Source organism: Amycolatopsis sp. CA-128772 (assembly GCF_002904295.1).
GTDB lineage: Bacteria > Actinomycetota > Actinomycetes > Mycobacteriales > Pseudonocardiaceae > Amycolatopsis.
On record NZ_PPHG01000015.1, the window covers coordinates 1 to 13,610 of the forward strand.

Annotated in this window: 14 protein-coding genes and 1 pseudogene; 11 read left to right on the forward strand and 4 right to left on the reverse strand. The window is 72.1% G+C overall.

Annotated elements, in window-relative coordinates:
- Positions 1-231: pseudogene (locus C2L59_RS48615) on the forward strand (hypothetical protein); the annotation flags it as partial.
- 99 nt (positions 232-330) lie between these two features.
- Here C2L59_RS48615 and C2L59_RS06490 read toward each other — a convergent pair.
- Positions 331-1,326: a 4-hydroxy-3-methylbut-2-enyl diphosphate reductase gene (locus C2L59_RS06490; RefSeq protein ID WP_199198939.1), complete on the reverse strand. Its 996-nt coding sequence runs from the start codon at positions 1,324-1,326 to the stop codon at positions 331-333.
- A gap of 142 nt (positions 1,327-1,468) precedes the next feature.
- Between C2L59_RS06490 and C2L59_RS06495 the strand changes: the two genes are divergently transcribed.
- The 6 genes from C2L59_RS06495 to C2L59_RS06520 all read left to right on the forward strand — a co-directional run bounded on the left by C2L59_RS06495 (position 1,469) and on the right by C2L59_RS06520 (position 5,968).
- Positions 1,469-2,215, forward strand: coding sequence for a lipid droplet-associated protein (locus C2L59_RS06495; protein WP_103348602.1), 747 nt, complete (start codon positions 1,469-1,471; stop codon positions 2,213-2,215).
- A complete protein-coding gene (xseA, locus tag C2L59_RS06500) occupies positions 2,212-3,459 on the forward strand; it encodes an exodeoxyribonuclease VII large subunit (protein ID WP_103348603.1) in 1,248 nt (415 codons plus the stop codon). The genes C2L59_RS06495 and xseA overlap by 4 nt, the downstream gene beginning before the upstream one ends.
- A complete protein-coding gene (locus tag C2L59_RS06505) occupies positions 3,456-3,854 on the forward strand; it encodes a hypothetical protein (RefSeq protein WP_103348604.1) in 399 nt (132 codons plus the stop codon). The genes xseA and C2L59_RS06505 overlap by 4 nt, the downstream gene beginning before the upstream one ends.
- Positions 3,851-4,072, forward strand: coding sequence for an exodeoxyribonuclease VII small subunit (locus C2L59_RS06510; protein WP_103348605.1), 222 nt, complete (start codon positions 3,851-3,853; stop codon positions 4,070-4,072). The genes C2L59_RS06505 and C2L59_RS06510 overlap by 4 nt, the downstream gene beginning before the upstream one ends.
- A gap of 82 nt (positions 4,073-4,154) precedes the next feature.
- Positions 4,155-5,207 (forward strand): class II fructose-bisphosphatase, encoded by a 1,053-nt coding sequence (glpX, locus tag C2L59_RS06515; protein ID WP_199198940.1) that lies wholly within the window; start codon positions 4,155-4,157, stop codon positions 5,205-5,207.
- 8 nt (positions 5,208-5,215) lie between these two features.
- Positions 5,216-5,968 (forward strand): trypsin-like serine protease, encoded by a 753-nt coding sequence (locus C2L59_RS06520; protein ID WP_233223303.1) that lies wholly within the window; start codon positions 5,216-5,218, stop codon positions 5,966-5,968.
- Position 5,969: 1 nt separating this feature from the next.
- Here the strand turns inward: C2L59_RS06520 and C2L59_RS06525 are convergent, their stop codons facing one another.
- From C2L59_RS06525 to C2L59_RS06535, 3 genes are all read right to left on the reverse strand, one after another.
- A complete protein-coding gene (locus C2L59_RS06525; protein WP_103348607.1) occupies positions 5,970-6,959 on the reverse strand; it encodes an NAD(P)/FAD-dependent oxidoreductase in 990 nt (329 codons plus the stop codon).
- A gap of 49 nt (positions 6,960-7,008) precedes the next feature.
- On the reverse strand, positions 7,009-7,434 hold the full coding sequence (locus C2L59_RS06530; RefSeq protein WP_233223304.1) for a TetR/AcrR family transcriptional regulator: 426 nt from the start codon (positions 7,432-7,434) through the stop codon (positions 7,009-7,011).
- A gap of 256 nt (positions 7,435-7,690) precedes the next feature.
- Positions 7,691-8,989 carry a lipase family protein gene (locus C2L59_RS06535; RefSeq protein ID WP_103348608.1) on the reverse strand — a complete coding sequence of 433 codons (1,299 nt, stop codon included), beginning with the start codon at positions 8,987-8,989 and terminating at the stop codon, positions 7,691-7,693.
- 148 nt (positions 8,990-9,137) lie between these two features.
- Here C2L59_RS06535 and C2L59_RS06540 point away from each other — a divergent pair, with 148 nt between their 5' ends.
- From C2L59_RS06540 to C2L59_RS06555, 4 genes are all read left to right on the forward strand, one after another.
- A complete protein-coding gene (locus C2L59_RS06540; RefSeq protein WP_103348609.1) occupies positions 9,138-10,535 on the forward strand; it encodes a class II fumarate hydratase in 1,398 nt (465 codons plus the stop codon).
- On the forward strand, positions 10,535-11,386 hold the full coding sequence (locus C2L59_RS06545) for a helix-turn-helix domain-containing protein (RefSeq protein ID WP_199198941.1): 852 nt from the start codon (positions 10,535-10,537) through the stop codon (positions 11,384-11,386). The genes C2L59_RS06540 and C2L59_RS06545 overlap by 1 nt, the downstream gene beginning before the upstream one ends.
- A gap of 69 nt (positions 11,387-11,455) precedes the next feature.
- Positions 11,456-12,988, forward strand: a complete 1,533-nt coding sequence (locus C2L59_RS06550) for an ATP-dependent DNA ligase (protein ID WP_103348611.1) — start codon at positions 11,456-11,458, stop codon at positions 12,986-12,988.
- 146 nt (positions 12,989-13,134) lie between these two features.
- A complete protein-coding gene (locus C2L59_RS06555) occupies positions 13,135-13,575 on the forward strand; it encodes a hypothetical protein (RefSeq protein ID WP_103348612.1) in 441 nt (146 codons plus the stop codon).
- Positions 13,576-13,610: the final 35 nt, after the last annotated feature.

Sequence of the window (13,610 nt, forward strand, 5' to 3'; positions counted from 1 at the left end):
GAACGCGACTCCGGCACCCGCGGCACGCGCAAGCCGCCGCCGGCCACCCGGCGCACGCCCCGCCCGGACGAAGGCGACCCGCGCCGGCGCGAACCGCGCGGCGACGCTCCGCGGCGGCGTCCGCGCCCTCCCGCCGAGGACGGCCGGGACACCCCGCCGCCTCGCCGCCCGTCCGGGGGGCGGAGTACCCCGCCACGGCGGAACCGTCCCTGGGACGAAGAAGAACGCTGAGGAAAAACGGCGGTCACCTCCGAAGAGGTGACCGCCGTTTTCGTGCTCCAGCGGGCATCACGCGTGATCGGCGGGGCATCACGCGTGATCAGGCGGGTATCAGACCTTCCGCAGTTCCTTGGGCGGGGCGAAGGAGATCTTCTCGTTGGCCGTCGTGACCTCGTCGACATCGCCGTAGCCGCGCTCGGCGAGCCAGGTCAGCAGCTCCATGACCAGGACGTCCGGCACCGAGGCGCCCGACGTGACCCCGACCGTCGTCACGCCGGAGAGCCATGCTTCGTCGACCTCGTGCGCGAAGTCGACCAGGTACGACGCCCGCGCGCCGGCCTTCAGGGCCACCTCGACCAGGCGCTTCGAGTTGGACGAGTTCGTCGACCCGACCACCAGCACCAGGTCGCACTCGGCGGCCATCGCCTTGACCGCGACCTGGCGGTTCGTCGTCGCGTAGCAGATGTCGTCGCTCGGCGGGTCCAGCAGGTTCGGGAAGCGCTCGCGCAGCTGGTCGACGCGCTCCATCGTCTCGTCGACCGACAGCGTCGTCTGGGACAGCCAGATCACCTTCGACGGGTCGCGCACCTCGACCTTGCCGACGTCCTCGGCCTTGTCGACCAGCTGGACCTTGTCCGGCGCCTCGCCGGCGGTGCCCTCGACCTCTTCGTGGCCTTCGTGGCCGATCAGCAGGATGTCGTAGTCGTCCTTCGCGAACCGGTTGACCTCCTTGTGCACCTTCGTCACCAGGGGGCAGGTCGCGTCGATCGTGCGCAGGTTCCGGTCGGCCGCCTCCTGGTGCACCATCGGCGAGACGCCGTGGGCGGAGAACACCACCAGCGCGCCCTCGGGCACCTCGGACGTCTCCTCGACGAAGATCGCGCCGCGCTCACGCAGCGTCTCGACGACGTGCTTGTTGTGCACGATCTCCTTGCGGACGTACACCGGGGCGCCGTAGACCTCGAGGGCCTTCTCGACGGCGATCACCGCGCGGTCGACGCCGGCGCAGTAACCACGGGGTTTGGCGAGCAGCACCCGCTTGCCGGAAGCGGTTCCGGTGATCGTGGGGGTACCCGCGGGTTCGATTCCGGGACTCGCTGCACTCATGCCACCCAGGGTACGGGCAGCCCCGAGACGAACTCGAAGTCCCTTTCGGGTGAGCTTCGTCCCCCTACCGAGGTGTGCCGCCCGTCACGCGCTGCGCCCATTCGGTTGGGCAGGAGCGGCAGTCATGCGGCAGGCTGGACCCATGAAGCCATTCCCGCTCCCCCTCCGGGTCGCCGCGGGCCTCGCCGTCTCCACCGCCGAGCGGGTTCGCGAACTTCCCCGGCAGCTGGCCGGCCTTCCGGTGACCGTGGTCAGCCAGGTGCTCCAGGCCTCCATGCGCGTGCAGCAGCACGTCACCGAGCTGGCGATCAAGGGCGACAGCGCCCTGTCGAGCCTGCGCCCGGTGGAAGACACGCCGAGCTGGGCGACGTTCGACGAGGACGCCGCGCCCGACGTCCCGCCCGCACGGCCGAACCTCGCCCCGGTCGCCGACGTGCCCGAACCGCGTTCGGAGATCAACGGCCGCGTCCCGTCGGCCGCCGAGCTCGAAGCCGAGCTCGGCGATCCCTGGGCCGACGAGGAACGCGCGCTCGCCGAGGACCACGCCGACGGCGAGCACGACAGCGAGCCCGAAGCCCGGGCCGAGCCCGAGCCGCCGAAGAAGCCGAAGCCCGGCACGCCCAAGGTCGACAAGAAGACCAAGAGCGAGACGCCGCGGACCAGCGCCGCGGGGTACGAGGGTCCGGCCGGGCTGACCGGCTACGACCAGCTCACCCTCCCGCAGCTGCGGGCCCGGCTGCGCCAGCTCTCGATCGACCAGCTCGAGACCATCCTCGAGTACGAACGCGCGCACGCCGACCGCTCGTCGTTCACCGGCATGCTGTCCCGCCGGATCGCCAACGCCCGCAAGGCGGAGCCGAACAAGGAAGACGGCGCGGAAGACCGGTGAGCACCGAGTCCGCACCGGCTCCCGCGAGCACCGCGGAAGCGCCGTGGCCGGTCCGGACCGTCGCCCGGAAGATCGGCGACTGGATCCACCGGCTCGGCGCGGTCTGGGTCGAGGGTCAGGTCACGCAGGTCAGCTCGCGCCCGAACACGCAGACGGCGTTCCTGACCCTGCGCGACCCCTCGGCCGACGTCTCGATGTCGGTCACCTGCCCGAACTGGCTGATCCGCGAGATGGAGCCGCCGCTTCGCGAGGGCGCGAGCGTGGTGGTGCACGCGAAGCCGTCGTACTTCTTCGGCCGCGGCACGATCAGCCTGCGTGCCGACCAGATCCGCGCGGTCGGCATAGGTGAGCTGCTGGCCCGGATCGAACGGTTGCGGAAGCTGCTGGCCGCCGAGGGCCTGTTCTCGCCGCAGCGCAAGCGGCCGATCCCGTTCCTGCCGAAGGGCGTCGGGCTGATCACCGGCCGCGCGTCGGCGGCCGAGCGGGACGTCCTGGCCAACGCCCAGCGCCGGTGGCCGCACGTGCGGATCAAGGTGCTCAACACGGCCGTCCAGGGCTCGCAGGCCGTCCCGCAGGTGATGCGGGCGCTGCGGATCCTGGACGCCGACCCCGAGATCGACGTCATCGTCATCGCCCGCGGCGGCGGCAGCGTCGAGGACCTGCTGCCGTTCTCCGACGAGGCGCTCTGCCGGGCGGTGTCGGCCGCGGGCACGCCGGTCGTCAGCGCGATCGGGCACGAACCGGACACCCCGCTGCTCGACCACGTCGCCGACCTGCGCTGCTCGACGCCGACCGACGCCGGCAAGCGGATCGTCCCGGACGTGCGCGAGGAGACCGAGCGGGTCCGGCAGATGCGCGACCGCGGGCGCCGCGCCCTGCACGGCTGGGTCGACACGCAGGCGCGGCTGCTCAACCAGATCCGCAGCCGGCCGTCGCTGGCCGACCCGCTGGGCCCGGTCCAGCGGCGGCAGGACGACGTCGAGGTCCACCGCGAACGCGCCCGCCGCGCCATGCTGACGCTGCTCGCCAAGGACCAGGCCGAGGTCGCGAACGCGCGGGCCCGGCTCACCGCGCTCGGGCCGGCCGCGACGCTGGCCCGCGGGTACGCGGTCGTGCAGTTCGTCGACGCCGAAGGCAACCTCCAGGTACTCCGCTCCGTCTCCGAAGTCGAGGCCGGTGCCCAGCTGCGCGTGCGCGTGGGTGACGGCGCGATCGGCGCGGTGGCGGAAGGGGTACAGGATTGAGGGCGACGTTCCTCCCGCTCACCATGGACGCGGCCCGGCGGCTCGGCGCGCGCCCGCTGCTGGACCAGGCGGTGCGCACGGATCGGGCGGCCGCGGAGTGCTGGACGGCCCTGCTGGCCGGCTGCGGCACGGCGGCCCGCCGCGACCTGGGGCCGCAGCTGCGGCGGCTGTCCGAAGCGACGTCGATGCAGGTCGGCTCGCGCTGGTGGTTCGCCGAGGGCGCCGGGCACCGCAAGCGGGTGGCCGGCGCGCAGGAGAACCTCGAAGAGGCGATCGCGGACGGTGACGGGCAGGAGTTCGCGCTGGCGTTCGTCGGGTACGACCACGCCATGGCCAGCGCGGTAGTGTGCGCGAACAGCGTGCAAGCCCGGAAGGTCGGAGAACACCGAGCGTGAGTGAAACAACCGGCGGGGAACTCGGCTACGAGCAGGCCCGCGACCGGCTCGTCGAGGTCGTCCGCGAGCTCGAGGCGGGCGGGCTTTCGCTCGAACAGTCGCTCGCGTTGTGGGAGAAGGGCGAGAAGCTCGCGAAGGTCTGTGAGCGCCATCTCGAAGGCGCGCGCGAGCGGATCGAGGCCGCTCTCGCGTCCGTGGAGGACGACTCCGAGCAGTGAGGTAGGCCATGCCGACGGTATCTGGAAACACGGCCGGTATCTGACAGACTGGCTACCCGCCAGTTCCAGCATCCGGGAGGCAATGATGTCCGCCGCAGAGAGTCGTCGTGAAGCGCCCGACCGCAACCTCGCGATGGAGCTGGTCCGGGTCACCGAAGCCGCCGCCATGGCCGCCGGCCGCTGGGTCGGCCGCGGCGACAAGATCGGCGGGGACGGCGCGGCCGTCGACGCGATGCGCCAGCTCGTCTCGACGGTGTCGATGCGCGGGGTCGTGGTGATCGGCGAAGGCGAAAAGGACGAAGCGCCCATGCTGTTCAACGGCGAAGAGGTCGGCAACGGCGACGGGCCGGACTGCGACGTCGCGGTCGACCCGGTCGACGGCACCACGCTGATGGCCAAGGGCATGCCGAACGCCCTCGCGGTGCTCGCGGTGGCTGAGCGCGGCGCGATGTTCGACCCGTCCGCGGTGTTCTACATGGAAAAGCTGGCCGTCGGGCCCGAAGCCGCGGGCAAGGTGGAGCTCGGGGCGCCGGTCGCGGAGAACATCCGCCGGGTCGCCAAGGCGAAGAACAGCAGCGTCGGCGACGTCACCGTGTGCATCCTCGACCGCCCGCGCCACGAGCAGATCATCAAGGAGGTCCGCGAGGCCGGCGCGCGGATCCGGTTCATCTCCGACGGCGACGTCGCGGGCGCGATCGCCGCGGCCCGCCCGACCACCGGCGTCGACATGCTGCTCGGCATCGGCGGCACTCCCGAGGGCATCATCGCGGCCTGCGCGATGAAGTGCCTCGGCGGCGAGCTGCAGGGCCGGCTGTGGCCGAAGGACGACGCCGAGCGCGAGAAGGCCCTCGCCGCCGGGCACGACCTCGACCGGATCCTGCTGAACGACGACCTCGTGCGCGGCGACAACGTCTTCTTCTGCGCCACCGGCGTCACCGACGGCGACCTGCTGCGCGGCGTCCACTACCGCGAGGGCGGCGCGACGACGCAGTCCATCGTGATGCGGTCCAAGTCCGGGACCGTCAGAATGATCGACGGCTACCACCGGCTGAACAAGCTGCGGGCGTACTCCTCGGTCAACTTCGACGGCCACCTGGACGCGCCCGACGACGACGTGGTGCCCCCGCTGCCGTGAGGAGTTCCGTGACCAGGCGACTGCCGGCCCTGCTGGCCCTGATCCTCGCCGTCGTGGTCCCGGGCTCCGCCGCGGCCGCCCCCGCCATCGTCGGGGGCGTCGCCGCGGACCAGCCGTACCCGTTCACCGTCTCGCTGCACACCCCGGCGGGCAAGCTGTTCTGCGCCGGCGCGCTGATCGCGCCCACCTGGGTGGTCACGGCCGCGCACTGCGCGTTCGGCAAGACCCCGTCCGCCATCTCGCTGCGGCTCGGGACGAACGACTCCGGCCAGGGCGGCGAGGTCGCCCAGGTCGCCGGGATCGTCGTGAACCCGGCGTTCAACACCCAGAGCCCGGCTGGTGACATCGCGCTGCTGCGGCTGACGGCGCCGGTCACGACCACCCCGATCGGGCTGGGGGCGGCCGCGTCGCCGGGCACCGCGACCCGGATCGTCGGCTGGGGCCAGACTTGCCCGAAGCTGAACTGTGGCGGGCTCCCGACGGCGTTGCAGCAGCTCGACACCCACATCGTCGAGGGCTCGAAGTGCACGTCCGGGTTCGACGGCACGGCCGAGCTGTGCACCGATAACCCCGGCGGCAAGGCGGGAGCGTGCTTCGGCGACTCCGGCGGCCCGGAGATCGTACGCAGCGGCGACACCTGGCAGATCGTCGGCGTCACCAGCCGGCCGGGCAACAACGACCCGGAATGCGCGACGGCGCCGTCGATCTACACCTCCGTCGTCGCCTACGCGCCGTGGATCGCGGAGAAAACCAAGGCCTGACCTACTCGGCGTTGCTCGAGTGGCCCGGGAACAGGTGGGCCTCCGGGTCGAGCGCCACGGCGATGTTGTTGACGGCCGTCGCGGCCTCGCCGAAGCCGGTCGCGATCAGCTTCACCTTGCCCGGGTACGCGGCGACGTCGCCGGCGGCGTAGACGCGTTCACGCGCGGTCGCCATCGTCGAGTCGACGGAGATGGCGCGATGGGAGATTTCCAGGCCCCAGCTTTCGATCGGGCCCAGGTCGGCGGTGAACCCGAGCGCCGCGACTACAGCGTTGGCGGGAAGCCGTTCCTCACCCGCGCCCTTGATCGAAACGTCGACGGCTTCGAGCGTGCCGTCGGCCGCTTCGACGAACCGCGTCACCTCGGCGTCGGTGATGATCCGGGTGCCGAGCTCGCGCGCTTGCCGGACGATCGATTCGGCGGCGCGGAACTTCGCGCGCCGGTGCACCAGCGTCACGCTCGCCGCGACCGGGTGCAGCGCGAGGATCCAGTCGAACGCCGAGTCGCCGCCGCCGACGACCACGACGTGCTGTCCCGCGTGCGCTTGCAGCGAGGGCACGAAGTGGACCATGCCGCGGCCGAGCCAGCCGTCGCCGGCGGGCAGCGGGCGCGGGGTGAACTCGCCGATGCCCGCGGTGATCAGCACCGCGCGGGCCTGCAGCGTCTCGCCGCCGTCGAGGGTCAGCTCGACGCCGTCGCCGGCCGGCGCCAGCTTCTCGGCCTTGCGCCCCAGCAGGTACCTCGGCTTGAACGGCGCGGCCTGCTGCACCAGGCCGTCGACCAGGTCGCGGCCGCGGACCTCGGCGAACCCGCCGACGTCGTAGATCATCTTCTCCGGGTACATCGCGGTGACCTGCCCGCCGGGCTCGGGCAGCGAGTCGACCACCGCCATCGAAAGGCCGCGGAACCCGGCGTAGTAGGCGGCGAACAGGCCCGTCGGGCCCGCGCCGATGATGACGAGGTCGTAGGGATCCCCAGCAACGTCAGTCATGCTCGCTCCAGCCAGTGGTGGATGGCGGTGATCGAGAACACAGCCGATCCTAGCCGGATTGTGCGGCAATGTTCCGGTGTCCGTACAGCCCCAGCAGCCAGGTGTGCCGGATGGCTTCGCGGGCGCGGTCGTAGGCGTCGCCGGTGGCGAGCCAGATGGCCTGGGTGAGCAGCTCGATCGTCGCGGCGACCACGGTGCGGGCGGTGAACGGCGGCGGGAGGGCCAGCTCCGGCTCGGTCGTGCGCAGCCACACCGCCGTCCGGTCGAACACCGCTTCGCTCGCGCGCAGCATCTCTTCGCGCGCTTCGAGGCCCGCGTCGCCGAGGGCGTGGATCTCCAGCAGGACAGCGCGGGCCACCACGGGACGGCGGCGCACGTAGCCGACGACGAAGTCACCGCACGCGGTGACGGCGTCGAGCGGGCCCGGCGCCTCGGCCGCGACCGCGACGCCCTGGTCGAGGAACCCCCCGGTCACCGCCCGGTAGGCGGCCAGGAACGCGGCCTGCTTGCCGGTGAACTGCTCGTAGAACGACGTGCGGGAGACACCCGCGGACGCCGTGATGTGGCGCCGCGTAGCCGCGCTCGCCGACGTTGGCCAGCACCGCTTCGACCAGCCGGGCGCGCTGGACCCGCGCCACCTCCTCCCGGCTGAGGCTGTGCGGCCCTTTGGGGAGACGGGTCTGCATCGCGGCACCGTACCCGGCGGGCCGCCCCGCCGGGTACGGCCGCGGTCAGGCCGGCTGCTCCGGGTCCAGCGAGTTGCCCGCCGGGATGTGCCCGCAGCTCGACGGCGCCGCCTTGCCGGCGAACCGGTCGGCCAGCCAGCCGATCGCCGCGGGCGCCCACGCCGCCACGCCGCCGACGTGGCTGAGCGCGTCGTACTGCGTGTACTTGATCGAGCCGTTGCCGGTGGCGCAGTACTGCCGGGCGAGCGCCCGGACGTCGCCGGCCACCATCACGCCGTCGCCGGTGCCGATGCCCGGCAGGTTGCCCGTGGTCCCTTCGAGGAACCCGGCGTTGCCCTGGGCGATGAAGCCGGGGACCGACGGCGTCGGCGCGGACCCGATGTTGACCTGGTTCACCGCGGCGACGAAAGGCGGCACCGAGTTCGGGTTCGCGTATTCGGGTTTCGCGATCTTCTGCCACGTCAGCCCCGGGTAGCGGCCGAGCGCGGTGATGATCGACGCGTGCTCCAGCTCGTCGAGCACCTTGAGCCCGTACTCGCTCGCGTACGGCCGCAGGTCGATGCCGTAGCCGCGCGCGACGCCGATCAGCGCCATCGGGATGACGCCGGACCAGACCGGGCTGCCGCTGACGTACCGCAGGTTGTGCGCGGGGTCGACGAGCACGCCGCCTTCGGTGAAGCCGACGAGGTTTCCGTTGACGTCGGGGGCGTAACTCGGCGCCAGCGCGGCCGCCCAGCCGGTCGCGATCGCGCCGCCGGAGTAGCCGAGGAGGCCGAACTTCGTGCTCTTGGTCATCCCGGTCGCCGCCGAGCTCGTCACGGCGCGGATCGAGTCGAGGGTGTTCGTGCCGTACTCCGGCCCGGCGGCGAAGTCCGCGGTCTGGCCTTCGGTGTCGGGCACGACCACGTTGTAGCCCAGCAGGAGCGACGGCAGGAGCAGCAGCGACTCGGCGTTGGGCAGGAGCCCGCCGAGGGTGACGTCCCCGGCGATGGCCCGCGACGGCGCATCGGCGGGGTCGAGCGAGTCGTAGGCCGACTGGTACGACACGGCTTTTGTGGTGTCGCCGGTGATGCTGCGGACGACCGAGGTGACGTTCGCGGCCGGACGGCCCTGCGCGTCGGTGGTCCGGTAGAGCAGCTGGACGGCCTGCACCGGCGTCGCGAGCCCGACGACGTGGTAGGCCAGGGTCCGGGTCTTGAGAACGGTCCCGGGTGCGTAGGACGACAACGGCGTGCTGCCGTCGTATACGTAGAAGGAACCGGCCGAAGCGGCGGCCGGAGTGGCCGGAGCGGCGGCGACGGCCAGCGCGAGCGCGGCGGCGGACGCGGCGGTGCGAACGGTCATGACTCCCCTTTGAATCATGAAGCTGATCACGCGGATCGCCGTAACCTACCGCGGAGTAGGTGTGCTGTACAGGTGCGTACACCATCCGGCGGGCGGGGTGCGCAACGCCACCACGCGGGGCGGCCGGAACAGGTCCAGAATCGGTGTCATGGCTGATCAGGAATACCGGATCGAACACGACACGATGGGCGAGGTCCGCGTGCCCGCCGACGCGCTCTACCGCGCGCAGACGCAGCGGGCCGTCGAGAACTTCCCCATCTCGGGCCGGGGCCTGGAACGGGCCCAGATCCGCGCGCTCGGCCTGCTCAAAGCCGCCGCGGCGCGGGTGAACCAGAAACTGGGCGTGCTGGACGCCGACGTCGCGGACGCCATCGCGGCCGCCGCCGGCGAGGTCGCCGACGGGGCCCACGACGCGCACTTCCCGATCGACGTCTTCCAGACCGGCTCGGGGACGTCGTCGAACATGAACGCCAACGAGGTCATCGCGACGCTGGCTTCGCGCGCGCTCGGCCGGGACGTGCACCCGAACGACCACGTCAACGCGTCGCAGTCGTCGAACGACACCTTCCCGACGACGATCCACGTCGCCGCGACCGAAGCCGTGACCAAGGACGTCATCCCGGCGCTCGAATACCTCGCCGGCGCCATCGAGGTGCGCGCCGCGGAATGGGCGGACGTCGTGAAGTCCGGCCGTACGCACCTGATGGACGCCGTGCCGATCACGCTCGGCCAGGAGGCCGGCGCGTGGGCGTCGCAGATCCGCTACGGCGTCGAGCGGCTCAAGTCGGGCCTGCCGCGGCTGGGCGAGCTGCCGATCGGCGGCACGGCCGTCGGGTCGGGGCTCAACGCGCCGGACGGCTTCGGCTCGTCGGTCGCCGCCGAGCTCGCCACGGTGACCGGGCTGCCGCTGACCGAGGCCCGCGACCACTTCGAGGCGCAGGCGACGCAGGACAGCGTCGTCGAGACCTCCGGGCACCTGCGCACGATCGCCGTGTCGCTCAACAAGATCGCCAACGACCTGCGGTGGCTGGGCTCCGGGCCGCGCACCGGCCTGGCCGAGCTGGCGCTGCCGGACCTGCAGCCGGGTTCGTCGATCATGCCGGGCAAGGTGAACCCGGTGCTCCCGGAGGCGACGCTGCAGGTGGTCGCGCAGGTGATCGGCAACGACGCGGCCGTCGCGTTCGCCGGGGCCGCGGGCAACTTCCAGCTCAACGTCAACCTGCCGGTGATCGCCCGCAACGTGCTCGAATCGGCGCGGCTGCTCGCGGCCGTTTCGCGGCTGCTGGCGGACAAGGTGTTCGCGGGCATCACGGTGAACACAGACCGCACGCGGACCTACGCCGAGGGCTCGCCGTCCATCGTGACGCCGTTGAACAAATACATCGGTTACGAGGCCGCGGCCGCGGTCGCGAAGCAGGCGCTGAAGGAACTGAAGACGATCCGGGAAGTCGTCATCGAACGCGGGTACGTGCAGGAGGGGAAGCTCACCGAGGCGCAGCTGGACGAGGCGCTCGACGTGCTGCGCATGGCCCGCGGCGGGAAGTGATGAGCGAGCTGGGCGCCTTCCTGAAGGCGCGCCGCGCCGCCCTCGACCCCGCCGGCCTCGGCCTGCCGCGCGGGGTCACCCAGCGGCGGGTCAAGGGCCTGCGGCGCGAGGAGCTGGCGCAGCTGGCCGGGATCAGCGTCGACTACTACACGCGGCTGGAGCAGGGCCGCGCGAAGAACGTTTCCGACGCCGTCCTCGGCTCGCTGGCCCGTGCGCTGCGCCTCGACGCCGGCGAGGAGTCCTACCTGCACAACCTCGCCGCGCCGCAGCGCCGGGAGCCGGGCCCGGCGCCGCGGATCCGGCCCGAGCTGCAGCACCTGCTGGACGCCATCCAGGCGCCCGCGTTCGTCTTCGGCCGGTACCTGGAGGTGCTGGCCTGGAACCCGCTCGGCGGCGCGGTCTCGTTCGACTTCGGCCGGCTCGGAGAGCGCAGCATGCCCAAGCTCGTCTTCACCGACGAACGCGCGAAGCAGCTGCACCCGGAGTGGGACGCGGTGTGCCGCGAGCTCGTCGCCAACCTTCGCGCGGAGAGCGGGCGGCACCCCGGCGACCCGCAGCTCACCCGGTTGGTGGACGAGCTTTCCTCGGCCAGCGCGGAGTTCCGCGCGCTGTGGGCCGAGCACGCGGTGCAGGAGAAGGCGCAGGGGTGGAAGCTGATCGTGAACCCCGTGGTCGGCGAGCTGCGGCTGCGCTACCAGACGCTGCGCCTGCCCGACGACCCCGACCAGGGCCTGGTGGTCTACCACGCCGAACCGGGGTCGGCGAGCGAGCGCGCGCTCGGGCTGCTGGCCAGCTGGATCGCCGACGCACCCGCCGGGCAGCGGCGGGTGACCACTCCGGGGATCTCCTGACGTGCCCCTCCACCAGGGCGGACCGCCCACCGCCGTGAAATTGTCGGTGGTCCGGGTCATGATGTCCGGGTGCTGCTGAACGAGTTGGTCCGCGCGTCCGCCGAGCTGGCGGCGACCAGGTCCAGGAAGGCGAAGATCGCCGTCCTGGCCGCGGTGCTGCGCGCCGCCGAAGTCGCCGAGCTGCCCGCGGTGGTCGCCTACCTCACGGGGCAGACCGCGCAGGACAGGCTGGGGGCGGGCTGGCGCACCCTGGCCGCACTGGGCGCCTCGCCGTGCGAAGCGTCCGTGGCCACGGTCACCGAGGTGGACGCGGCCCTGACCGCGGCCGCGGGCGTCGCGGCGGGCACGGGGTCCAACGCGCGGCGGCAGGACGTGCTGCGCGCGCTGTTCGTCCGGCTGACGGCGGACGAACAGCAGTTCCTGTTCCGGCTGGTCACCGGCGAGCTGCGGCAGGGCGCGCTGGAAGGCGTGATGGTCGACGCCGTCGCGGCGGCGGCCGAGGTGCCGGCCGCGGACGTGCGGCGGGCCTTCATGCTGTCCGGGAAGCTCGGTGTCACCGCGGTCGCGGCGCTGACCGGCGGGCAGGCGGCGCTGGCGGAGTTCCGGCTCACCCTGGGCACGCCGGTCAAGCCGATGCTGGCGTCGCCGGCGGAGTCGCTCGACGAGGCCGTCGCCGAGCACGCGGAGGCGATCGTCGAGTACAAAATGGACGGTGCGCGGATCCAGGTGCACCGCCAGGGCGGCGAAGTGCACATCTGGACGCGGACGCTGCGCGAGATCACCGGCAGCGTCCAGGAGCTGGTCGAGCTGGTGCGGGCGCTGCCGTGCGAATCGGTGGTGCTCGACGGCGAAACCCTCGCGCTGACCGACGCCGGGCGGCCACGGCCGTTCCAGGACACGCAGAGCCGGTTCGGCAGCACCCGCGAGGAGCAGGTCAAGGCGCTGCTGCTGCGGCCGTACTTCTTCGACTGCCTGCACCTCGACGGCGTCGACCTGCTGGACGCGCCGCTGTCGGAGCGCAACGCGGCGCTGCGCAAGGTCGCCGGGGCACACGTGATCCCGGGCGAGGTGGGCACGGCCCGCGCGGACGCGGTGCTGGAGGCGGCGATGGAAGCGGGCCACGAAGGGGTGATGGTCAAGGACCTCGCGTCGCCGTACGCGGCCGGGCGGCGCGGGCGGGCGTGGCTGAAGGTCAAGCCGGTGCACACGATCGACCTCGTCGTGCTCGGCGCGGAGTGGGGGCACGGCCGGCGCACCGGCACGCTGTCGAACCTGCACCTGGGCGCCCGCGACCCGGACGGCGGCCCGCCGATCATGGTGGGCAAGACGTTCAAGGGGATGACCGACGAGCTGCTGGCGTGGCAGACGAGGACGTTCCAGGAGATCGAGACCCACCGCGACGACTGGACGGTGTACGTGCGGCCGGAGATCGTGGTGGAGATCGAGCTGGACAGCGCCCAGCTGAGCACCCGCTACCCCGGCGGCCTGGCGCTGCGGTTCGCGCGGGTGGTCCGCTACCGCCCGGACAAGGACCCGGCCGACGCCGACACGATCGACACGGTCCGCGGCCTGCTGCACGGCGACCGGCCGGACGGGAGCTGACGAACGGACCGACCGAAGTCGCTGGTGCGCGCGTCCCGCCGTGGTGACGAGAATTTTCCCGACACAGCCGGCGCCGAAGATCCCTAAAGTGCGCTCCTTCACAGGGATTCCGCTCACTTCCCCGAGCGGTCACGGAGGAGCCGGCAGTGGTCAGCAAGGAACAGATGAAGGCGGCCATCCACGCCGCCTTCGACGGCGCGGTCGCCGGCGGAGCGAGCTACACCAAGGTGTACGCCGCGGAAATCAGGCAGAAGAACTACCTGGTCTTCCGCACCACCAGCGTCGCCAACTTCGCGCTGGGCTTCAAGCCCGGGCAGACCGATCTCGTCCTCGTCCCGCTCGAGGAGAAGAACGGCACCGTCACGGCGGGCACGCCGCTGACGATCACCGACGCCAACCGCGCGTCGGTGAAGAAGCGTGACCTGCAGGGCCGGTTCGTCATCAAGACGACCGACGGCCGGACGTTCCGGCTCAGCATCATCCCGTCGGTGACGAAGCTCCTGGCCGCCGCCTACCAGCTGCCGGTCGAGCAGAAGGCGGAGTACGAGGCGTTCACCGCCCTGCGGGACACGCTCCTCGCCGCGTGACGACCGAGCGCCCCGGTGCCGGTGTTCACCGGGGC